Annotated in this window: 21 protein-coding genes, 1 other RNA gene and 1 pseudogene; 12 read left to right on the top strand and 11 right to left on the bottom strand. The window is 68.2% G+C overall.

Annotation, left to right across the window (positions count from 1 at the left end):
* Nucleotides 1-7: 7 nt before the first annotated feature.
* A complete protein-coding gene (locus MSPGM_RS13295) occupies nt 8-1,408 on the top strand; it encodes a cytochrome P450 (RefSeq protein ID WP_003597774.1) in 1,401 nt (466 codons plus the stop codon).
* Nucleotides 1,409-1,458: 50 nt separating this feature from the next.
* Here the strand turns inward: MSPGM_RS13295 and MSPGM_RS13290 are convergent, their stop codons facing one another.
* Nucleotides 1,459-2,112 carry an SspB family protein gene (locus tag MSPGM_RS13290; protein WP_003597772.1) on the bottom strand — a complete coding sequence of 218 codons (654 nt, stop codon included), beginning with the start codon at nt 2,110-2,112 and terminating at the stop codon, nt 1,459-1,461.
* Nucleotides 2,113-2,169: 57 nt separating this feature from the next.
* Nucleotides 2,170-2,547, bottom strand: a transfer-messenger RNA (tmRNA) gene (gene ssrA, locus MSPGM_RS13285).
* A gap of 42 nt (nt 2,548-2,589) precedes the next feature.
* Here ssrA and MSPGM_RS13280 point away from each other — a divergent pair.
* From MSPGM_RS13280 to MSPGM_RS13255, 6 genes and pseudogenes are all read left to right on the top strand, one after another.
* Complete coding sequence (locus MSPGM_RS13280) at nt 2,590-3,408, top strand: CPBP family intramembrane glutamic endopeptidase (RefSeq protein ID WP_043766892.1); 819 nt, start codon at nt 2,590-2,592, stop codon at nt 3,406-3,408.
* An 87-nt stretch (nt 3,409-3,495) separates the two neighbouring features.
* On the top strand, nt 3,496-4,290 hold the full coding sequence (locus MSPGM_RS13275; RefSeq protein WP_003597769.1) for a thymidylate synthase: 795 nt from the start codon (nt 3,496-3,498) through the stop codon (nt 4,288-4,290).
* The gene (locus MSPGM_RS13270) at nt 4,290-4,790 is read left to right on the top strand and encodes a dihydrofolate reductase (protein ID WP_003597767.1); all 501 of its coding nucleotides are present in this window, start codon (nt 4,290-4,292) and stop codon (nt 4,788-4,790) included. Before MSPGM_RS13275 ends, MSPGM_RS13270 begins: the two co-directional genes overlap by 1 nt.
* 291 nt (nt 4,791-5,081) lie before the next feature.
* Nucleotides 5,082-6,229, top strand: a pseudogene (hflK, locus tag MSPGM_RS13265) (FtsH protease activity modulator HflK).
* Nucleotides 6,226-7,167, top strand: a complete 942-nt coding sequence (gene hflC, locus MSPGM_RS13260) for a protease modulator HflC (protein WP_003597764.1) — start codon at nt 6,226-6,228, stop codon at nt 7,165-7,167. Before hflK ends, hflC begins: the two are co-directional and overlap by 4 nt.
* Before the next feature lie 111 nt (nt 7,168-7,278).
* Entirely contained in the window at nt 7,279-8,814 is a 1,536-nt protein-coding gene (locus MSPGM_RS13255) for a Do family serine endopeptidase (RefSeq protein WP_003597763.1), read from the top strand.
* A gap of 108 nt (nt 8,815-8,922) precedes the next feature.
* On the opposite strand, the gene serB is transcribed toward MSPGM_RS13255, so the two are convergent.
* Nucleotides 8,923-9,819 (bottom strand): phosphoserine phosphatase SerB, encoded by an 897-nt coding sequence (serB, locus tag MSPGM_RS13250; protein WP_003597760.1) that lies wholly within the window; start codon nt 9,817-9,819, stop codon nt 8,923-8,925.
* Nucleotides 9,820-9,830: 11 nt separating this feature from the next.
* Between serB and miaA the strand changes: the two genes are divergently transcribed.
* Nucleotides 9,831-10,784, top strand: a complete 954-nt coding sequence (gene miaA, locus MSPGM_RS13245) for a tRNA (adenosine(37)-N6)-dimethylallyltransferase MiaA (RefSeq protein ID WP_003597759.1) — start codon at nt 9,831-9,833, stop codon at nt 10,782-10,784.
* On the opposite strand, the gene MSPGM_RS13240 is transcribed toward miaA, so the two are convergent.
* Nucleotides 10,762-11,628 carry an NAD(P)-dependent oxidoreductase gene (locus MSPGM_RS13240; RefSeq protein ID WP_012753094.1) on the bottom strand — a complete coding sequence of 289 codons (867 nt, stop codon included), beginning with the start codon at nt 11,626-11,628 and terminating at the stop codon, nt 10,762-10,764. The two genes, miaA and MSPGM_RS13240, sit on opposite strands and share 23 nt — an antisense overlap.
* Before the next feature lie 194 nt (nt 11,629-11,822).
* Here MSPGM_RS13240 and MSPGM_RS13235 point away from each other — a divergent pair, with 194 nt between their 5' ends.
* Nucleotides 11,823-13,019, top strand: a complete 1,197-nt coding sequence (locus MSPGM_RS13235; RefSeq protein WP_003597757.1) for a GSCFA domain-containing protein — start codon at nt 11,823-11,825, stop codon at nt 13,017-13,019.
* Nucleotides 12,920-13,840, top strand: coding sequence for a WcbI family polysaccharide biosynthesis putative acetyltransferase (locus MSPGM_RS13230; protein WP_012753093.1), 921 nt, complete (start codon nt 12,920-12,922; stop codon nt 13,838-13,840). Before MSPGM_RS13235 ends, MSPGM_RS13230 begins: the two co-directional genes overlap by 100 nt.
* 6 nt (nt 13,841-13,846) lie before the next feature.
* Here MSPGM_RS13230 and moaA read toward each other — a convergent pair whose 3' ends face one another.
* Nucleotides 13,847-14,881, bottom strand: a complete 1,035-nt coding sequence (gene moaA / locus MSPGM_RS13225; protein WP_012753092.1) for a GTP 3',8-cyclase MoaA — start codon at nt 14,879-14,881, stop codon at nt 13,847-13,849.
* A 142-nt stretch (nt 14,882-15,023) separates the two neighbouring features.
* Here moaA and MSPGM_RS13220 point away from each other — a divergent pair, with 142 nt between their 5' ends.
* Nucleotides 15,024-15,452, top strand: coding sequence for a gamma-butyrobetaine hydroxylase-like domain-containing protein (locus MSPGM_RS13220; protein WP_003597754.1), 429 nt, complete (start codon nt 15,024-15,026; stop codon nt 15,450-15,452).
* Between the two features lie 61 nt (nt 15,453-15,513).
* On the opposite strand, the gene MSPGM_RS13215 is transcribed toward MSPGM_RS13220, so the two are convergent.
* Together MSPGM_RS13215 and MSPGM_RS13210 are read right to left on the bottom strand one after the other, a co-directional pair.
* Nucleotides 15,514-15,702 (bottom strand): hypothetical protein, encoded by a 189-nt coding sequence (locus MSPGM_RS13215; protein ID WP_043706784.1) that lies wholly within the window; start codon nt 15,700-15,702, stop codon nt 15,514-15,516.
* 88 nt (nt 15,703-15,790) lie between these two features.
* Nucleotides 15,791-16,033: a DUF2171 domain-containing protein gene (locus MSPGM_RS13210; RefSeq protein ID WP_003597752.1), complete on the bottom strand. Its 243-nt coding sequence runs from the start codon at nt 16,031-16,033 to the stop codon at nt 15,791-15,793.
* 153 nt (nt 16,034-16,186) lie between these two features.
* Between MSPGM_RS13210 and MSPGM_RS13205 the strand changes: the two genes are divergently transcribed.
* Nucleotides 16,187-16,324, top strand: coding sequence for a hypothetical protein (locus tag MSPGM_RS13205; protein WP_015951148.1), 138 nt, complete (start codon nt 16,187-16,189; stop codon nt 16,322-16,324).
* Nucleotides 16,325-16,423: 99 nt separating this feature from the next.
* On the opposite strand, the gene MSPGM_RS13200 is transcribed toward MSPGM_RS13205, so the two are convergent.
* From MSPGM_RS13200 to nadA, 4 genes are all read right to left on the bottom strand, one after another.
* A complete protein-coding gene (locus MSPGM_RS13200) occupies nt 16,424-17,092 on the bottom strand; it encodes a L,D-transpeptidase (protein ID WP_003597748.1) in 669 nt (222 codons plus the stop codon).
* Between the two features lie 315 nt (nt 17,093-17,407).
* Nucleotides 17,408-18,268 carry a carboxylating nicotinate-nucleotide diphosphorylase gene (gene nadC, locus MSPGM_RS13195; RefSeq protein WP_003597745.1) on the bottom strand — a complete coding sequence of 287 codons (861 nt, stop codon included), beginning with the start codon at nt 18,266-18,268 and terminating at the stop codon, nt 17,408-17,410.
* Complete coding sequence (locus MSPGM_RS13190; protein ID WP_012753090.1) at nt 18,261-19,790, bottom strand: L-aspartate oxidase; 1,530 nt, start codon at nt 19,788-19,790, stop codon at nt 18,261-18,263. Before MSPGM_RS13190 ends, nadC begins: the two co-directional genes overlap by 8 nt.
* Entirely contained in the window at nt 19,790-20,833 is a 1,044-nt protein-coding gene (nadA, locus tag MSPGM_RS13185) for a quinolinate synthase NadA (protein WP_012753089.1), read from the bottom strand. Before nadA ends, MSPGM_RS13190 begins: the two co-directional genes overlap by 1 nt.
* Nucleotides 20,834-20,918: the final 85 nt, after the last annotated feature.

Below are 20,918 nucleotides of genomic sequence, written 5' to 3'. Positions count from 1 at the left end.
CCTGCCGATGCTGGATACGCTGCCCCTCGCGCCTCCGACGACCACACCGCTTTTCCGGCCCAAGGTGCCGCCGCCGCTCACGCAGCCGCTCGGTCTCTTCGCTTTCCTGAAAAAGGTGCGCGAGAACCCGATCGCGACGTGGATGGACGCGCATTTCGAGGAATTCGTCGTCGCGGGCGAGACGGCGATGGGGCGCATCACCGTCGTGAGCGACCCGGCGCTGGTACGCTACCTGCTGGTGGAGCGCGCCGCCCACTACCGCAAGGACGACCTGCAGAAGCGGGTGCTGGCGCCGGGTCTCGGCGACGGCCTGCTCACGGCGGAAGGCGACGAGTGGCGGCTTCAGCGGCGCACGCTGGCACCGATTTTTTCCGCGCGCCATGTGGCGGGCTTCGTCGCGCAGATGGATGCCGCCGGCGCGCGGCTCGGCCGGCGGCTCGCCCGGCGCGACGGTGCCACCGTCGATGTCGCCCTGGAGATGACCCGCGCCACCCTCGACGTGCTGGAGCGGACGATCTTCACGCAAGGCCTGCCCGGCGATCCCGATGCGCTCGGACGCGCCATCACCCGCCTGCTCGAATCGATCGGACCGATCGACCCCCTCGACGTGTTCGGCTTCCCCGCCTTCGTGCCGCGGCTCGGCCGGCTGCGGGCCCGGCCGGCTTTGCGGTTCTTCGCCGAGGTGGTCGATACCCTCCTCGACGAGCGCAAGGCGGCACTCGCCCGCGGCGAGGCGCCACACGATCTGATGACCCTGCTGCTGGCCGCCCAGGACCCGGAGACCGGTCGCGGCCTCTCCGACCTTGAAGTGAAGGCCAACATCGTCACCTTCATCGCCGCCGGCCACGAGACCACGGCCAACGCCCTGACCTGGGCGCTCTACTGCCTGTCGCAGGATGAGGCGGCGCGGGCGCGTATGGAAGCGGAGGTCGATGCCGCCGCAGGCGAGGGCGGCGCGCTGCAACTCGACCGGCTGCCCTTCACCAAGGCGGTGATGGAGGAGACGATGCGGCTGTTCCCGCCGGTGCCGTTCCTCAGCCGCCAAGCGCTCCGCGAGGATCGGATCGGGCGGGTGAAGATCCCCCGCAACTCGACCGTCATCATCGCGCCCTGGGTGATGCACCGGCACCGCAAGCTGTGGGATGAGCCGGACGCCTTCATCCCCGAGCGCTTCCTCGGGGAGCGGCGCGAAAGCGTCGAACGCTTCGCCTACCTGCCGTTCGGGGCGGGTCCGCGCGTTTGCATTGGCCAGAGCTTTTCGGTGCAGGAGGCGACGCTGGTGCTGGCTCACGTAGCGCGTGCGGTGCGGTTCACCTTGCCGGCGGATCATCCTCCGGTCACGCCGCTCCACCGCGTGACGCTGCGGCCGAAGGACGGCCTGCGGATGCTGGCGCAGCGGCGCGCCTAACGCACGCGACCGCTCCCCCCGGAGGAGGAGCGGTCGCGGGAGAAAAAGACTCAGTTCTTCTTACGGAAGGCGTCGAGGCTCACGACCTCTGCGGTGCCGTCGCGATCGGTCTTCTCGGCGGCTTCAGGCTTGGCCTCGGCGCCGTCCTCGGGCTTGTTGTCCGGCTTGAGATCCGTCTTCGCCTTTCCGGAGGCGGGAAGGGCCGGAACGATCTTCGGACCGTTCTGCACCGTGGCGAGACCCGTGCTCTTCGGCTTGATCTCGGCAGGCTCGGAGCCCGCTCCGCGCGGGCCGGCCTTGGCCGGTGCACTCGGCTGCGTCTCCTCCGCCTGCTCGCCCTCGGCACCCTCGTTCAAATCGAACTTGAGGCCGAATTGCACCGACGGATCGAAGAAGCCGGACAGCGCGTCGAACGGGATCAGCAGCCGCTCCGGCACGCCCGAGAACGACAGCCCGACCTCGAAGCTGTGCTCGGTCACGCCGAGATCCCAGAACTGGTGCTGCAGGACAATCGTCATGTCCTGCGGGTACTTCTCGCGCAGGCGCTGCGACATGCGCACACCCGGCGCCTCGGTGCGGAACGAGATGTAGAAGTGATGCTCGCCCGACAGCCCTTCACGCGCGGCGTCGGTCAGCACCTTGCGCACGACACCGCGCAGGGCGTCCTGAACCAGGAGATCGTAACGGATCAGATCTTCGGCCATCGGCGCTCGCTTCACCGGTCACGGCCGGGATTGGGCTGCGCCGGGTCGTGGAAATTGAGTGGAGGTTTCTGTTGCCAGGTACCTCCGAACCCCGCCTATGCGGTGCTACCCGCTAGGACTTTAGGTCGGTTTTTGGCACCGCTTACGCGGCGACAGCCACCGGAGCAAAGTTGTCGTTGGCAACTATTGCAAAGGCCCGATAACGGCGGAACCATGCCGAGCGAAAGTTCACCCTTTACGCCCTCGTCGATCCTATTTCGCCCCCGCCGGAACCCAACACGCTGAGGCCGTGCGGCCATCGGTCCTGGGTTCGGGTGGAGGCGCCGGGTACCGCCCCCGGGTCCGATAGGTTTATTTCGAAGAACGTTTATCGCCATAGCCGGCCTTGCGACCGGCAAAGCCAATATAGAGAGGCCGACGGCGGTTTTGAAGAGCGATCTGCGCTCAGACCCGCTCCGCGTTGCGAGCGTGGCCGATATGCCGCCCGCCGCCGCCGACGCACGCCCGTCGAAACCCCCGCTCGCAGCGGGTTTGTCATGGTTCGGCCGGGTGCTGCTGCTCATCGCGGTCCCACTCGCCATCCTGCTTCTGGCGAGCGGCCTCGCCATCCTCATCGTACGTGTCGGCGGCGATCTGCGGCTCGGCATCGACCCGTTCACGAACGCCGCCGCGCGCCCGCGGCTGCCCCTGTCGGAGGTGACCGGGCGCGGCGTCATGATGGACGCCCTGCGGCAAGTGCTGATGGCCGCGCTCGTGATCGGGCTCGCCGCCTGGGCCGGCGGCGCCGCCTGGCGCCAGCGGCTCGGACTGGCCCGCCCCTTGGAACCCCGTTTGCCGATGCGGCGGCTCTGGCTGCTGCTCCCGCTCTGGCCGATGATCCACATCGCCTGGGTGACGACGACGGCGGCGGCACTCCACATGAATTTCGGTAGCGGGGTCCGTCTCTCGCCCTTCCTGAACCCGACGATGCTCGGCCTGTGGTTCGCCTTCGTCGTGGTGCTGGCCCCGGTCGCGGAGGAATTGCTGCTGCGGGGCGAGACCTTCGCGCGGGCCAGCGCTTTCCTCGGGCCGGCGGGAACGATCGTGGCGACGGCGCTCCTGTTCTGCCTCGCCCACGTCTCCCTCGATCCGGGTGCCAAGAGCGCGCTCGCCCGGCCGCTGACCCTGTTGCCGCTCGCGCTCACCCTCGGCTGGCTGCGCTGGCGCACCGGCCGGCTCTGGCCCTGCATCCTGCTCCACGGCTGGAGCAATTTCTGTTTGCTCGCCTACCAGCTCGGTCCGAGCCTGCTTCGGTAGCCCGCGTAACCAAGACCGGGGGAAAGCCGGGACGGCGGGCAGGCCCGACTCGACATCCGCCGGGGCAGCCGCCAGACCTGAGGAGCCATGCGCGCCTATCACGATCTGCTCACCCGCATCCTGTCCGAGGGCGTCCGCAAGGAGGACCGAACCGGCACGGGCACACTCTCGGTGTTCGGCCACCAGATGCGGTTCGATCTGGCGGACGGCTTTCCCCTGGTGACGACGAAGCAGCTCCACCTGCGCTCGATCATCCACGAGCTGCTGTGGTTCCTGAAGGGCGACACCAACGTCGCCTATCTCAAGGAGAACGGCGTCACGATCTGGGACGAGTGGGCCGACGCGAATGGCGATCTCGGCCCCGTCTACGGGAAGCAGTGGCGCTCCTGGGCGAAGCCCGACGGCGGCACCGTCGATCAGATCGCCTGGATCCTCGACGAGATCGCCCGCAACCCGGATTCGCGCCGCCTCATCGTCTCGGCCTGGAACCCGGCCGACCTCGATCGGATGGCGCTCGCCCCCTGCCACTGCCTGTTCCAGTTCTACGTGGCGGACGGGCGCCTCTCCTGCCAGCTCTACCAGCGCTCGGCCGACGCCTTCCTCGGCGTTCCGTTCAACATCGCGAGCTACGCCCTGCTCACCGCGATGATGGCACAGGTGACCGGGCTCAAGGCCGGCGACTTCGTCCATACCTTCGGCGACGCGCATCTCTACGCCAACCATCTGGAGCAGACCCACCTCCAGCTTTCGCGCGAGCCGCGGCCCCTGCCCCGGCTGCGATTGAACCCGGAGGTGCGCTCGCTGTTCGACTTCCGCTTCGAGGACATCGTGATCGAAGGCTACGAACCGCATCCCGCGATCAAGGCACCGGTGGCGGTCTGATGGCTCAACCCCGCATCTCTCTGGTCGCGGCCATCGCCCGCAACGGCGTGATCGGCCGCGACAACAGCCTCGCGTGGCGGCTTTCCAGCGACCTGAAGCGCTTCAAGGCGCTCACCATGGGCAAGCCGATCCTGATGGGGCGCAAGACCTGGGATTCGATCGGCCGCCCCCTGCCCGGACGGCGCAGTCTGGTCATCACCCGCGACCGCAGCCTCGCCCTCTCCGACGTGACCGTCGTGCATGATTGGGACGAAGCGCTCGCCGCCGCCGGGGACGACGAACTGATGGTGGTGGGTGGCGCCGAGATCTACCGGCTCGCCCTACCCCATGCCGACCGGCTGCATCTCACCGAAGTCGATGCGGCGCCTGAGGGCGATGCGTACTTTCCGCCCTTCGACCGGTCTCTCTTCCGTGAGACATTGCGCGAGGCGCACGGCCCCGGCGAGCGCGACGAGTTCGCGTTTCAATTCGTGGACTTGGAGCGGTTGGGCAGCCGTTGACCAGGCATCCGGCGCTTTGGCCGCAGGGGCGGAAAGAGTTTCGTTGCACGAATGGCCGTTGCGGTTGACGCGGTGTGGGCCCACCTGCCAGCCTTGACAGGACTGCGCGGCGCCACTCAGGTGCGCAGCGTCCCTGCGGCACTGCAAACGCGTTCTGGCGCTTGGGAAAATTGGGAAAACCGGCTTTTCCCGCCCCGTAGCGGTGCGACGGATCGCGTTTAGGGCCAGGGTTTTAGGGCAAGGGTCGTCCGCATTCGCGGGGACCGGCTTCAGCAGGAGTTCACGTCGAGAATGCCTTGGAGCAATCAGAGCGGCGGCGGAGGTGGCCCCTGGGGCCGTCCCGGCGGCGGCGGCGGCGGTAACGGCGGCGGTCCCTGGGGTGGCGGGGGCGGCGGCAAGACGCCCCCGATCTCGAGGATCTGCTCCGGCGCGGCCAGGATCGTCTCCGCGGCGTCATGCCCGGCGGAGGCTTCGGCGGCGGCAAGGGACTCCTCCTGGCAGCGGGCCTCGTGCTCGGCGCGTGGCTGCTGACCGGATTCTACATCGTGAAGCCGAACGAGGTCGGCATCAACACGATCTTTGGGCGCTATACCGGCCAGTCCGGTGAAGGCCTGCGCTACAACTTCCCCTACCCGATCGGCTCGGTGCAGAAGCCCAACGTCGGCATCGTGAACTCGATTCCGATCGGCTACATGGCTGCCGGCAACACGACGCGTCAGCGCGACGTGCCGGAAGAGAGCCTGATGCTCACCGGCGACGAGAACATCGTCGATATCGATTTCGAGGTGCAGTGGCGCGTCAACCCCCTCAAGGCGGAGGACTACGTCTTCAACCTCGCCAACCCGGACGGGACGATCAAGGCCATCGCCGAGAGCGCGATGCGCGAGGTGATCGGCCGCCGCAACATCCAGGCGATCCTGACCAACGAGCAGTCCAGCATCTCTCAGGAGGTCAAGGAGATCGTCCAGAGCGCTCTGGACGAGTACGGCGCGGGCGTGCGGATCGAGGTCGTGCAGCTCACCAGCGTCACCCCTCCCCCGGAGGTGCGACCCGCCTTCATCGACGTGAACGCGGCGCAGCAATATGCTCAGCAGGTGCGTAACGAGGCCGAGACCTATGCCAGCCGCGTGACGCCGGAAGCCCGAGGCAATGCCAGCAAGGTCATGCAGGCAGCCGAGGCCTACAAGTCCCAGGCCACCTCCGAGGCGACCGGTCAGGCGTCCCGCTTCCGTCAGGTCTACGACTCCTACAAGGTCGCGCCCGAGGTCATCCGCGAGCGGATCTTCCTCGAGACGATGGAGCGCGTGCTCGGCTCCGTGAACAAGGTGATCATCGATCAGAACGGTGGCGTGGCCGGTGCCAACGCCGCGGGCGTGCTGCCGGTGCTGCCTCTGATGGAGAATGGGCGGACGCAGACGAACGGAGCGACGGGCCGATGAACAATTCAGCCATTCGGACCGGCTTGGTCATCCTCGCGGCGGTCGCCGCGATCGGCCTCTACGCCTCCGTCTTCACCGTAGGGCAGATGCAGCAGGCGCTCGTGCTTCAGCTCGGCCGCGTGCGCGACGTGCTGAACCCCGTGGGCCAGAACAAGCCCGGCCTCTACTTCAAGGTGCCGTTCACCGACAGCGTCGTGCTGTTCGACAAGCGGGTGCTGGACCTCGACCTTCCGGTTCAGACCCTGCTCACCGCCGACCGGCAGAACCTCGAAGTGGATGCCTTCGCCCGCTACCGGATCATCGATCCGCTGAAGTTCTACCAGGCGGCGGGGACGATCGCCCTGGCCAACCAGCGTCTGGCGAGCTTCACCAACTCGGCCCTCCGCAACGTTCTGGCACGCACCAGCCGCGACGCCATCGTGCGGACCGAGCGTGCCGACCTGATGAACACGATTCAGGAGGACGTGAACAAGCAGGCCAAGAGTCTCGGCATCGAGATCGTCGATCTGCGCATGACCCGTGTCGACCTTCCCGCCAAGAACAGCCAAGCGGTCTATGACCGCATGACGTCGGAGCGGAAGAAGGAGGCGACCGACATTCGCGCCAACGGCGATCAGGCGGCGACGCTGATCCGCGCCAAGGCCGACCGCGACGTCGTCGTGATCCTGGCCGAGGCCAATCAGAAGCAGGAAGAGCTGCGCGGTGAGGGCGACGCGGAGAGAAACCGCATCCTCGCCGAGGCGTTCAGCCAGGATGCCAACTTCTTCGCCTTCTATCGCTCGATGCAGGCTTACGAGCAGGCGCTGAAGGGGCAGGACACCCGGCTCGTGGTGAGTCCGAACTCGGACTTCTTCCGCTTCTTCAACGATCCGCAGGGACGCCGTCCGCAGGGTGCCCGCAACGACGCCGAGCCAACGGCTTCGGGCTCCGTGCGCTGAGCGATCTGCGACCGATACGACCATCGCGGCCGGCACCCTTGATCGGGGTGCCGGCCGCTGAATCTATAAGTCGGCCTGAAACAGGCACTCTTTGAGCTTGAGGAACCGTCCATGAGACTCGCCGCGAACGCCGTCCGGGGTCGAACGCCGTCGTTCGCCCGGCGCGCCTCATCGGCCCTGGCCGCTGCGGTGCTGGGCGTCACCGTCACGGTCACCGCCCTGCCGCTCCCCGCCTTCGCCCGTGGCCCGGAATCGCTCGCCGACCTTGCTGACAAGGTGACGGATGCGGTGGTGAACATTTCGGCCTCGACGACGGTCGAAGCCAGCAACCGCGGCGGCCGGACCATGCCGCAACTGCCTCAGGGCACGCCCTTCGAGGATCTCTTCGAGGAGTTCTTCAAGCGGCGCGGCCAGGGCGCTCCTAAGGGTGATGACGAAAGCCCGCGCGGACCGACGCGCAAGTCGAACTCGCTCGGCTCCGGCTTCATCATCGACGCCTCGGGCATCGTGGTGACGAACAACCACGTCATCGGCGACGCCAACGACATTCAGGTCATCCTGAGCGACGGCACCAAGCTCAAGGCAGAGATCATCGGCAAGGATTCGAAGATCGACCTCGCCCTGCTTCGGGTGAAGCCGACGGCCGAGCGCCCGCTCAAGGCCGTGCCCTTCGGCGATTCCGACAAGATGCGCCCGGGCGACTGGGTGATGGCGATCGGCAACCCGTTCGGCCTCGGCGGCTCGGTCTCCGCCGGCATCGTCTCGGCGCGAGGCCGCAATATCGAGTCCGGACCTTACGACAACTACATCCAGACGGATGCGGCCATCAACAAGGGCAATTCCGGCGGTCCGCTGTTCAACATGGACGGCGAGGTGATCGGCATCAACACCGCGATCCTTTCCCCCTCGGGCGGCTCGGTCGGCATCGGCTTCGCGGTGCCGTCGGCAACCGCCGGTCAGGTCGTCGATCAACTCCGCCAGTTCGGCGAGGTCCGCCGCGGCTGGATCGGCGTGCGCATCCAGAACGTCGATGAGGCCACCGCCGAGGCGCTCGGCCTGAAGGGCGGCGCTAAGGGTGCGCTGGTGGCCGGCGTCGACGAGAAGGGCCCGGCCAAGACCGCGGGGCTCGAGGTCGGCGACGTCATCGTCAAGTTCAACGGTGTGCCGGTGAAATCCTCCAGCGAGTTGCCGCGCATCGTCGCCGCGACCCCGGTGGGCAAGTCCGTGGACGTCCAGGTCGTACGCAAGGGCGAGGAGCAGACGAAATCTGTCGTGCTCGGTCGCCTCGAGGACGGCGAGAAGGCTCAGGTCGCCAACCTCAAGCAGCCGGAGGCGGAATCGGTCAATCGCCAGGTCCTCGGCCTCAACCTCTCCGGCCTCAACGACGAGGTGCGGCGCCGGTATGGCATCAAGGAGAGCGTTAAGACCGGCGTGGTCGTGACCAAGGTCGATCCGAACTCGACCGCCGCCGACAAGCGCATCCAGCCGGGCGAGGTGATCGTCGAGGTCGGCCAGGAGGCGATCTCGAACCCGGCCGACGTGACGAAGCGCGTCGAGGCGCTCAAGAAGGAGGGCCGCAAGTCGGTGCTGCTGCTGGTGGCCAGCACCAACGGTGACGTGCGCTTCGTGGCGATCGGGTTGGAGTAAGCGGCGACCCAACCGACGGTGTTGCCATCCCCTCTTCCCGAACCGGGGGAGAGGGGATGGCACGCAGTCGGTTTGCTTCCAGAAGCTTCGGGCCGTGGCCGGAAAAGACTAGGCGACGAACTCCGCCGTCGAGAAACCCTGCAGGTAGAGCAGCGCGGTCAGGTCGCCGTGCTCGATTCGCACCTGCGCCGCCTGCGCCACCTTCGGCTTGGCGCGGAAGGCGACACCGAGCCCGGCCTCACCGAGCATCGGCAAATCGTTCGCCCCGTCACCGACAGCAATCGTCTCCGCAGAGCTCAGGCCCAGCCGCTCGCGCAACTCGATGAGGCTCGCGCGCTTGGCCTCCGCGCCGACGATCGGCTCGATCACCCGTCCCGTCAGGTGTCCGTCCGCTACATCGAGGCGGTTGGCGCGGGTTTCATCGAAACCGAGACAGGTGCCGATGGGGCCGGTGAACAGGGTGAATCCACCTGAGACGAGACAGGTGAAGGCGCCGTGCGCCCGCATCGTCGCGACGAGGGTGCCGCCGCCCGGCGTGAGGCGGATGGCGTCGCGGATCAGACCATCGATCACGCCGACGGATAGGCCTTTCAACAGTCCCACCCGCTCGCGCAGGGCCGGCTCGAAGGCAACCTCGCCGCGCATGGCCCGCTCGGTGATCGCCGCCACCTGATCCTTGATGCCAACGACATCGGCGAGTTCGTCGATGCATTCCTGCTCGATCATGGTCGAATCCATGTCGGCGAGGAACAGCCGCTTGCGGCGGTGCTGATCGTGGGGGAGCACGGCCACGTCGATCGGCTCGGACCCGAACGCTGCGCGCAGGGCCTCCGTGAGGGCCGGCGCTTCGTCGGGCGCGCCCGGCACCAGAAGCTCGGCGGCGACCTCACCGTGGAGCGTTCGCGGTTGATGCTCCGTCCGCGTCACGCGGCGCGCCTCGGCGAGCACCGCATCGGTGATGGCGGGCCGAGCGGGGTTTGCTATCAGCGTCGCGACGAGGGTCATGGAGATGTGCCGTGCAAAGTCCGGACGGGCAGGAAACAGGGCGCCCGGCCGCCATCCTCATTGCAGGGCCCACCGCGTCGGGCAAGTCGGCGCTGGGGTTACAAATCGCGCGCGCCTTCGGTGGCGCGGTGATCAACACCGATTCGATGCAGGTCTACGCCGACCTGCGCGTGCTCTCGGCGCGACCCACCGCCGAGGAGGAAGGGCTGGCCCCCCATCGCCTCTACGGCAGCATCGACGGGGCGGTGAACTTCTCCGTCGGGCACTTCCAACGGCAGGCGGCCGCGCTCCTTTCGGAGATGGATGCGGGAACCCTGCCGGTCTTCGTCGGCGGCACCGGCCTCTATTTCCGTAGCCTCGACGAGGGCATCTCGGATCTGCCGGAGGTGCCCGACGCCATCCGGCAGCAGATCCGAGCGGAGGCGGACGGACAGCCGACCGAAACGCTTCACGCCGCGCTCGCTTTGCGTGATCCCGAGAGCGCCGAGCGGCTGCGGCCCTCGGACCGGATGCGCGTGATGCGGGCGCTCGAAATCCACGCGGCGACCGGCCGATCCATCGGCTCGTTTCACGAGGCGCGTGTGCCGGGCCCGCTCGCCGGGAAGCCGCTGCTGAAGCTCTTCCTCGCCACCGAGCGCGAAGCGCTGCGCCAGCGCATCGACGCGCGATTCGTAACGATGATGGAGCAAGGCGCGCTCGACGAGGTCGCCGCGCTCCGGGAGCGGCGTCTCGACCCGCTGCTACCGGTGATGCGCGCCCACGGCGTGCCGGGGTTGATCGCCCATCTCGACGGGACGATCTCCCGCGAAGAAGCGATCCAGCGCGGCCAGGGCGACACCCGCCGCTACGCCAAGCGCCAATTCACGTGGTTCCGCCACCAGATGGGCGAGGATTGGCACTGGACCACGCCGGAGGCAGCGTGGTCCCAGGTCGAGGCCCGGCTCAGCGCTCCAGCCGGGCGATGAGGGACGAGGTGTCCCAGCGCTTGCCGCCCATGGCCTCGACCTCGGCGTAGAACTGATCGACCAGCGCCGTCACCGGCAGCCGGGCGCCGTTGCGGCGCGACTCGGCGAGCAGGATGCCGAGATCCTTGCGCATCCACTCGACCGCGAAGCCGAAGTCGAATTTGTCCGCGTTCATGGTCCGGCCGCGATTCTCCATCTGCCAGGAGCCGGCCGCGCCCTTGGAGATCACGTCGAGCACGGCCTCGATGTCGAGGCCGGCGCGCTTACCGAAGTGGATCGCCTCCGAGAGCCCCTGCACCGCCCCGGCAATGGCGATCTGGTTGACCATCTTGGTGAGCTGGCCCGATCCGGAAGGCCCGAGCAGACGACAGGACTTGGCGTAGGCCATGATGACCGGCTCGGCCTCGGCGTAGGTCGCCTCCTCGCCGCCGCACATCACGGTGAGCACGCCGTTCTCCGCGCCGGCCTGACCGCCGGAGACCGGGGCGTCGATGAAGCGAAGCCCGGCCGCGTCCGCCGCCGCGGACAGTTCGCGGGCGACCTCGGCCGAGGCAGTGGTGTGATCGACGAAGATCGCGCCCCTCTCCATGCCGGCAAAGGCACCGTCCGCGCCGAGCACCACCGAGCGCAAATCGTCGTCATTGCCGACGCAGGCGAAGACGATGGCGCATCCGGCTGCCGCCTCGCGGGGCGTTGCCGCGGCTTGGCCTCCATTGGCGGCGACCCACGCCTCAGCCTTGGCTCCGGTGCGGTTGAAGACCGTGACGTCGTGGCCCTTCTTCGCAAGGTGCCCCGCCATCGGCGAGCCCATCACGCCGAGGCCCAGGAACGCGACTTTCGCCATGGGATTGGTGTCTCCGGTATCCGATCGTCCAAGGGCGTGCTCTAGCCCCGCGCGCACGACATTCAAAATGCAAAGCGCAGCAGCGCGTGGGCACTTTCCAGCGAAAGGGACGCCGGCCTGAGGCAATCCGATCGGATACGGCTCGAGTGACGACGTTGCCGCTGCGGAGCCGGTCGGCTAGGGTCCGCCCGCCGATGCAAGACCGCGCCCGAAACCCCTATTCCGGTCTTGCCGACCATGCCTTCTGGGATCGCTCCGTCGGCTCGCTGCCGCTGTTCGCCCTCGACCCGATGACCGGCCCGCCGGTACCGGATGGGTTCCGGCTGACGCGGCAGACCCGTATCGCCACGGCGGGTAGCTGCTTTGCCCAGCACATCGCCGACAGGCTCCAGGCAAGCGGCTACCATTATCTCGTCACGGAAGACGCGCCCGAAGGCGTCACGCCGGACGAGGCTCGCGCCCGCGGCTACCGCCTGTTCTCGGCGCGCTACGGCAACGTCTACACCGCGCGCCAGCTGCTGCAGCTCATCGAGCGAGCCTATGGCCGCTTCACCCCCGCCGATGAAGCCTGGGGACGAGCGGACGGGCGCTTCGCCGACCCGTTCCGACCGCGCATCGAACCTGCAGGCTTTGCCAGCCCCGAAGCGATCGAGGCGGAGCGGCAAGAGCACTTCGCCCAGGTGCGCCGGCTCTTCGAAAGCCTCGACGTCTTCGTCTTCACTCTCGGCCTCACCGAGGGCTGGCAAGCGACGGCGGATGGGGCGGCCTTTCCGCTCTGTCCGGGCGTGGCCGCCGGCACCTTCGATTCGGAGGCCTACGCCTTCAGGAACCAGCCGGTCGAGGAGGTGATCGCGGACCTCTCCGCCTTCGCCGATGCCCTGAAGGCGGTCAATCCGCGGGCGCGCCAGATCCTGACGGTCTCGCCGGTGCCGCTTGTCGCGACCTATGAAGGGCGCCACGTGCTGCAATCGACCATACACAGCAAGGCGGTGCTTCGGGTGGCTGCCCAGCGTCTTGCCGACACGCGCGACGATACGCTGTACTTCCCCTCCTACGAGATCATCACCTCGCCCGAGGGCGCCTTCCGCTATCTCGAAAGCGATCTCAGGTCCGTCAGCAAGGACGGTGTCGATCATGTCATGCGGGTGTTCTTCCGCCATCTCACCGAGGGCGGGGACCACGACGCCCTCCCCGCCTCCAGCCGCAGCCTGCACGAGGCACGCCATGAGTTCGCCCGGCAGGCCGCCGTGGTCTGCGACGAGGAATTGCTGGCAGTCGGAGGCACGCGGCCGTGGCTAGGCGAATCGTCGTCGTCGGCAACAACTGCCAAGTCGCCGTCCTTGCGGGGTGCCTGGGGTTCCTTGCGCCGGATGCTGAGATCGCGTCGGTAGAGCCGGCGACGTTCTCGCAGTTCGATTCAAGCTCCGCGCGGTTGCTCGACGCCGTCCGGGACGCCGACCTGACCGTCTGCTTCCCGTTCGAGGCCGGCCCGTTCGGCGAGGTGACGCCCGCGCGGATCTTCGAGATCGCCCGGCTCGTCGTGCCCGTGCCGACGATCGTCTTCCCGGCCTTCCACCCGGATATCGTCTACATCGCCCATAAGGGCGGCCTCTTCGGCTCGCCGATGGGAGACTACCACTCGGCGCTGATCGTCTACGGCTTCGCCCGCGGCTTCTCGGCCGATGAGATCGTCTCGCTGTTCCGGGCCGAGGTCTTTTCGCGCGTCGGCTATCTCGACGGCTGGTTTCCCAATCGCGATGCCCTGCTGGCGATGAGCCATGCGCACGGCTTCAACCTCGACCACCTGTTCGCCGGCTGGATGCGCCGCGGCTGCTTCATGCACACGATCAATCACCCGAAGCTGTTCGTGCTGGCGGATCTGGCCCGCGACGCGCTTCACCGTGCCGAGATTCCGGCGCGAACCGCGGCCTGCGAGGATTACCTGCCCGACCCACTCAGCGGGAGCATCTGGCCGGTCTATCCGGAGATCGCGGCACGGCTCGGCGTCGCCGGCAGCACGACCTTCAAGCCGCCGCTCGGCGGACTGAACTTCCTCGTCGATGCCGCCCGCTGCATCGAGCTGCGGGCGATGGTCGAGGGATCGCTGGCGATCTACGCACACACGCCGAAGATCGCCACGCATTGCGAACGCGTCCAGAACTGGCTCGCGAACCGGGAGATTCGAGACACGCTGATCCCGATCGCGGGCTGAAAAGCGTCAGCCCCCGGTCACGCTCATGTGCCGCGGCACGGCCGCCGGGCGGGCGCGCTCGATGACGAAGTCGTGGCCCTTGGGCTTGCGGGAGATCGCCTCCACGACGGCCTGCGTGACCAGCGCGTCGTCGGGCGAGGCGCGCAGCGCCGCGCGCAGATCGGCCGCGTCCTCCTGGCCGAGGCACATATAGAGCTTGCCAGTGCAGGTGAGACGGACCCGGTTGCAGCTCTCGCAGAAATTATGCGTCAGCGGCGTGATGAAACCGAGCCGCCCGCCGGTCTCCTCGATCCGCACGTAACGCGCCGGGCCACCGGTGCGGTCGGGCAGCGGGGTCAGCGTGAAGCGTTGCTCCAGGCGCTCGCGGGCGATCGACAGCGGCAGGAACTGGTCGGTCCGGTCGCCTTCGATCTCGCCGAGCGGCATGACCTCGATCAGCGTCATGTCCATGCCGAGCCCGTGGGCCCAGGCGATCATGTCGGCGATCTCGTCCTCGTTGACGCCCTTGAGCGCCACGGCGTTGATCTTGACCTTGATGCCGGCGGCACGCGCTGCTTCGATCCCCGCCAGCACCACCGAAAGGTCGCCGCGCCGGGTAATCGCACGGAATTTGTCCGGGTCCAGTGTGTCGAGCGACACGTTGATCCGGCGCACGCCGAGTTCGGCCAGTTCGGGCGCGAAGCGGGCAAGCTGGGAGCCGTTGGTCGTCAGCGTCAGCTCGTCGAGGGTGCCGCTCTTCAGGTGGCGGGAGAGCCGCCGGAACAGATGCATGATGTCACGGCGCACCAGCGGCTCGCCGCCGGTGATCCGCAGCTTGCGCACCCCGCGATCGATGAACACGCCGCAAAGCCGATCGAGTTCTTCGAGCGTCAACAGATCGCGCTTGGGCAGGAACTGCATGTCTTCTGACATGCAATAGGCACAGCGGAAGTCGCAGCGATCCGTCACCGAGATGCGGAGATAGGTGATCGCCCGCTGGAACGGGTCGATCAGCGGCGCCGGCCGGACCGGCGCGAGGATATCGTCGGCGGGGCCCCACATACGCGCCTCTGAACTCGACTCGGTGCCGGCATGGGTGGTTTTGTCGGCTGACAGATCCAACATCGCCATCCATATGAGGGCGGTAGCATTATCCGGCAAGCGCGGGAGCGCAACGCCGGCATGAGAGCGTGGAACGACCGTCATGAGTGAGCGCTGGCCCACCGAGATCCGCCTGTCCGGAGACAAGCGCATTCTGACTGTCGCGTTCGATGGCGGCGGTCGCTTCGAGCTGCCCGCCGAATACTTGCGCGTGTCGAGTCCCTCAGCGGAGGTTCAAGGCCATTCTCCGGCCGAACGCAAGGTGCTGGGCGGCAAGCGCGATGTCGCAATCCTCTCCGTCGAGCCCATCGGCAACTACGCCGTGAAGCTGTTCTTCGACGATATGCACGATACGGGTATTTACGGGTGGGACTACCTGTTCGATCTCGGCCGCGAGTACCGGAATCGCTGGTCGACCTATCTGCGCGAGCTGGAGGAGCGTGGCCTCACCAGGGACCGCGTGACTAGCGCACCCGCGAAAACGAGCCATGGCAGCGGGGGCTGCGGAAGCGGCGGTTGCGGCTGCCACTGAGAACGCGATCAGATCGTGGAACGTGACGCGGGCCACGCCTGAAGGTGGCCCGCGAAACGCATCAGCTCGGCTGCTCCTCGACCTGGTCGAGATCCTCGTCGGGGATCGCATCCGGCCGATGCGGCGGGGGATCTCCGGCCGGCGGCTGCGGAGCGGGGGGCGGATCACCGATCGGCTTCGGCTCGGTTTCTGATTTCGGCCGATCATTCTGTGCAGTCAAGATTCTCTCCATGAACGCGGCGTCGGCCATCGGCGTGTGCTGAGGCCGAACTCCGTGCCGAGACGGGCGGTCGATCGATTCGAACGCTCGAACCGCGACCGGGGCGTATGACGTTCGCTTACGCGGCGCCCGACGTGCTCCACTCCTTCTTGACCTCTTCGGCACTCCGATCGAGGTGGACCTGATCGCCCTCGACGGCGATCACGAGATCGAGTGGGATGTAGTGATGGAGCCCGCCCGCATCGGCGTCGCTCTTCGTCAGTTTGATCTCGCCTTTTCCGACGTGATCCACCGTGCCGACATGTCCGCCATCGGAACCGACGACGGTGGCGTGCTCGCGTATCTGGCTGGCATCGACCATGGTTGGCCTCCCTGTTGAGGGGAGCCAACCGGTATTACGGGGGGAGGTTCCGCGTCGGCGATCCACGCGGCTTCGGGGCCGCCTGCGACGGTCCGACATTGAACCATCCCCCGCCCCGCCCGTTGGCGTGCGAGATTTCAACGGAGGTCGCTTGTGTCAGCGAATGAGTTCCAACACCGCGTCGGTCAGGACGTGAATTCCGTCGATCAGCTCAGCAGCGTCGTCATCCTCGGCTTGGCCGTGGCGGGCGGCATCGCCGCGGTCGTGCTGGATCTGCTGCTGATCGGCTGACGCGGCGCCCTCTCGGACCGCGACCAACTTGGACCACGACCAAACGAAAAGGGCCGGCATCGCTGCCGGCCCTTTCTCATTTACGTCTCGGATGAGCGATCAGCGCTGGACGACGACCCGGGCGCCGACTTTCACGCGGCTGTAGAGATCCGTCACATCCTCGTTGGTCATGCGGATGCAGCCGGAGGACACCGCCGTGCCGATCGTCTCAGGCTCGTTGGAGCCGTGGATGCGGTAGATCGTGTTGCCGAGATACATGGCGCGCGCGCCGAGCGGATTCTCGATGCCGCCCTTCATGTAGCGCGGCAGGTCGGGACGGCGACGCAGCATCTCCGACGGCGGGCGCCAATCGGGCCATTCGCGCTTCATCGTGACGGTCTGCGTGCCGCCCCAGGTGAAGCCGGGACGGCCGACGCCGACGCCGTAGCGCAGGGCCTCGCCGCCGGGCTGGATGAGGTAGAGCCGGCGCTCGGTGGTCGAGACGACGATGGTGCCGGGGGCGTAGGGTCCGGAATAGGGAACCGTATCGCGCGGAATCGCGGTCATCTGCGGCACGGTCGACGCAAGCGGGTCGGTGGGCGCGCCCGGGATATCCGCCGGCAGCGCCGCGTTGGCGGTCGGCAACGTGTTCTGCGGGCGCACGCGCACCGTCAGAACCTCGGTCAGCGGCTGACGCGTGAGCGGGTCAATCTCATAGGCTGCGGCAGGGCTTGCCAGCGCGAACGTCGCGCAGGCAAGCCCGCCCAGGGCAAAGACGAAACGGCGCATCAGGGCCTCTCGGGGCAGGCGAAGAACAGGGGACGCGGTGGAAGAACCGCCGCACGATGCCGTGCGGACGCTCGCCAAGGCGTAAACGCTCCCGGTTTAAAGCCAAGCTTGATTTGCAGTGCAGCACCGCTTCGGCCAGCGTCGTGACCGTGTGGCCACACTGTGGCAGCTCGGCCGTGCGGGCAAGGATTATTGTTGGAGGCCGGAACCTTGCGCGAGCGCTCCTCCGGGCCGCCGAAGCGAAAACGGTAACGCGCAACGGTCAGACGTTCCGGCGGCACTGGACGCGGACGGATGGTCCCGGCGAGCTCGAGGCTACGCCGCGTCGAGCCCCAAATCGATGATCGCCGAGCTGTGGGTGATCCAGCCGACCGAGATCAGATCGACGCCCGAGGCGGCCACGGCGCCGACGGTCTCCCGATTGATCCGGCCCGAGGCCTCGGTCACGGCGCGTCCGTCGACCATCGCCACTGCCTGCCGCAACGTATCGGGGCTCATGTTGTCGAGAAGCACCGCGTCGGCGCCGACCGAGAGCGCCTCTTCGAGCTGGGCAAGCGTGTCGACCTCGACCTCGATCTTGACGAGGTGCCCGGTCCGCGCCCGAGCCCGCTCGATGGCGGGAATGATGCCGCCCGCGACGGCGACGTGGTTGTCCTTGATCAGCACGGCATCGTCGAGCCCGAAGCGGTGGTTCGAGCCGCCGCCGGCGCGCACGGCGTGCTTCTCCAGCGCTCGCAAACCCGGCGTGGTCTTACGGGTGCAGACGATCCGCGCCTTGCCGTGCGGCCGCGCCGCCTCGACCAGCGAGGCCGTCGCCGTGGCGACCCCGCTCAACCGACAGAGCAGGTTGAGGGCGACGCGCTCGGCGGTGAGCACGGCGCGCGCCGGGCCGGAGAGACGGATCACGGTATCGCCCGGCGCGACGCGGGATCCGTCGGGCCGCTCGACCGAAACCGCCAGGCTCGGATCGATCAACTCGAACGCGATGGCGGCCGCGTCGGTGCCGGCGATCACCCCGTCCTGACGGGAGGCGATGACCGCCTCCATGCGCTCGCCCGCGGGCACGATGGCATCCGTGGTGATGTCTCCCGCCCGACCGAGATCTTCGAGCAGGGCGGCCCGCACCACGGGCTCCACGAGAAGGCGCGGCAGCGGCAGCAGGACGTCGTCAGGCATCGGTGAGTTCCTGAACCGCGCACGGGGCGTCGGCTGCGGCGGGCGTGAACACGGAGTGCCGGGCCGGGAGCTGGCCGGGATGATCGCTGCGCCAGTGGGCACCGCGGCTTTCGCACCGATCGAGGGCGGAGCGGGTGATCATCAGGCCCGTGGCGGCCGCGTCGCTGCCGCGCTCGGACAGATCGGCGAGACGGGCGATGGCCTGCGACAGGCCGGCGTCGTCGCGCACCACGCCGACGCAGCGTTCCATGATGCCGCGAACCTCGGCGAGCGCCGCGGCATCCTGCGGTGGAATCGCCGGCAGCGGCGCCGGGCGATCCGTGCTCGCCGGGGCCGAGGCGGCATCGATCGATTCGGCGATGCGCGGTGCAAAGGCCAGCGCTTCGAGAAGCGAGTTGCTGGCAAGCCGATTGGCGCCGTGCAGACCGGTCGAGGACACCTCGCCGCATGCCCAGAGGCCCGGCACGGTGCTGCGGCCGGCGGCGTCCACGAGGATGCCGCCCATGTGGTAGTGTGCCGCCGGGCGGACCGGGATCGGTTGGACCGCCGGATCGATGCCGGCCTCGGCGCAGAGGGCGAAAACCGTCGGGAAGCGCTGCGGCATGCGGGCGCCGAGCGGGCCGCGGGTATCGAGATAGACCGTGCGGCCGCGGCCGAGCGCCTGGAAGATGCCTCGGGCAACGACGTCGCGGGGGGCGAGATCACCACCCTCGATCCCCGCCATCACGGGCGCGCCGTCCTCATCGATCAGCACCGCGCCTTCGCCGCGCAGCGCCTCGGTCGCGAGCGGCATCGGATCGCGGCCGGCGGCGATGGCGGTCGGGTGGAACTGCACGAATTCGAGGTCGCGCAACGCGGCTCCCGCACGCGCGGCGACGAGAAGCCCCCGCCCGAGGGCGCCCCGCGGGTTCGTGGTCGAGGCATAGAGCGCACCGGTGCCGCCGGTCGCCAGCACCACGGCGCGGGCGGGCAAGCGGAAGGCCGCGCCGTCGCGCTCACACACGACACCGCAAACGCGGCCGTCGGCATCCTGCATCAGGCCGTGCAGTCCGGCGACGAGAACTTCGATCGAAGGTGTCGCCTGGACGGCGCGCACCAGCGCATCGAGCACGGTACGGCCGGTGGAGTCGCCCCGCGCCCGCACGATCCGGCGGCGGCTATGGGCGGCCTCCAGCCCGAGCGCCAGGGCGCCGTCCGCCTCCCTGTCGAAGCCGGTGCCGAGGGCGACGAGCCAGTCGATCAGGCCCGGTCCCGCCTCGGCGACGCGCAGGGCAACCTCCGGCTCGGTCAGGCCGGCGCCCGCGGCGAGCGTGTCGTCCGCGTGGAGCGAGGGCGCATCGTCCGCGCCCATCGCGGCGGCGATGCCGCCCTGTGCCCAACCCGTGGCGGTTCCGGCCCCGAGGGGTGAGGCCGTGATGAGGGTGACGGGGCGGGGCGCGAGCCGCAGGGCCGTGGCGAGCCCGGCCACCCCGGCGCCGACCACGACCACCCGGTCGGCAGGACTCCGGGCGAAGACGCTCATCAGGCGGCCTGCCGCGGTGAGACGGTCTGGGTCGGCTTCACCGCAAGCATCCGCTCGACGGCGAGGCGGGCCCGCTCGGCCAGTCCTTCCTCGACGGTGATCTCGTGCGTCATCGTCTCCAGCGCCTCACGGATGTTGCGCAAGGTGATCCGCTTCATGTGCGGGCAGAGGTTGCAGGGCTTGATGAACTCGATGTCGGGGTTGGCCACCGCGATGTTGTCGGCCATCGAGCACTCGGTCACGAGCACGACCTGGGACGGCCGCTTCTCGGTGACGTAGTTCATCATCATCGCCGTCGAGCCGGAGAAGTCCGAGGCCTCGACCACGTCCGGCGGGCATTCCGGATGGGCGATCACGGTGATGCCGGGATAGCTTTCGCGCACATCGGCGATGTCGGCCGGGGTGAAGCGCTCATGCACCTCGCAATGTCCGGCCCAGGTCAGCAGCTCGACCTCGGGCACCTGCTTCTGGACGTTTTGGGCCAGGAACTCGTCCGGGATCATCAGAACCCGCGGCACCCCGAGGGCGCGCACCACGTCGGCGGCATTGCCGGAGGTGCAGCACACGTCCGATTCGGCTTTCACCGCGGCGGAGGTGTTGACGTAGGTCACAACCGGCACGCCCGGATACTTGGCGCGCAGGGCGCGCACGTCGGCCGCAGTGATCGAATCGGCGAGCGAGCAGCCGGCGGCCATGTCGGGCATCAGCACGGTCTTGCCGGGGTTCAGGAGCTTGGCGGTCTCGGCCATGAAGTGGACACCGGCCAGCACGATGACGTCCGCATCGACCCGTGCCGCTTCACGCGCCAGCGCGAGACTGTCGCCGACGATGTCCGCCACGGTGTGGAAGATCTCCGGCGCTTGGTAATTGTGCGCCAGAACCACCGCGTTGCGCTCGCGTTTCAAGCGCAGGATGGCTTCGACATCGGGAGCCAGCGCCGGCCACTCGATCGCGGGCACATGACGGCTGACGCGCTCGTAGATGTGGGGCAGCGGGAAGGCCCGTTCGGCCGGCTCGCGAAGGGCGGATCCTGCCTCGGACATCGCGGTCTCCTTTATGCTCAAAATGAGCATTGTGCCGCCTAAGTTAGGCGCCACCCCTGCCGTTGTCCAGATATGCTGAGACTGA

The organism is Methylorubrum sp. GM97 (assembly GCF_024347855.1).
GTDB lineage: Bacteria > Pseudomonadota > Alphaproteobacteria > Rhizobiales > Beijerinckiaceae > Methylobacterium > Methylobacterium extorquens.
This window is presented reverse-complemented; position numbering and strand designations above follow the sequence as displayed.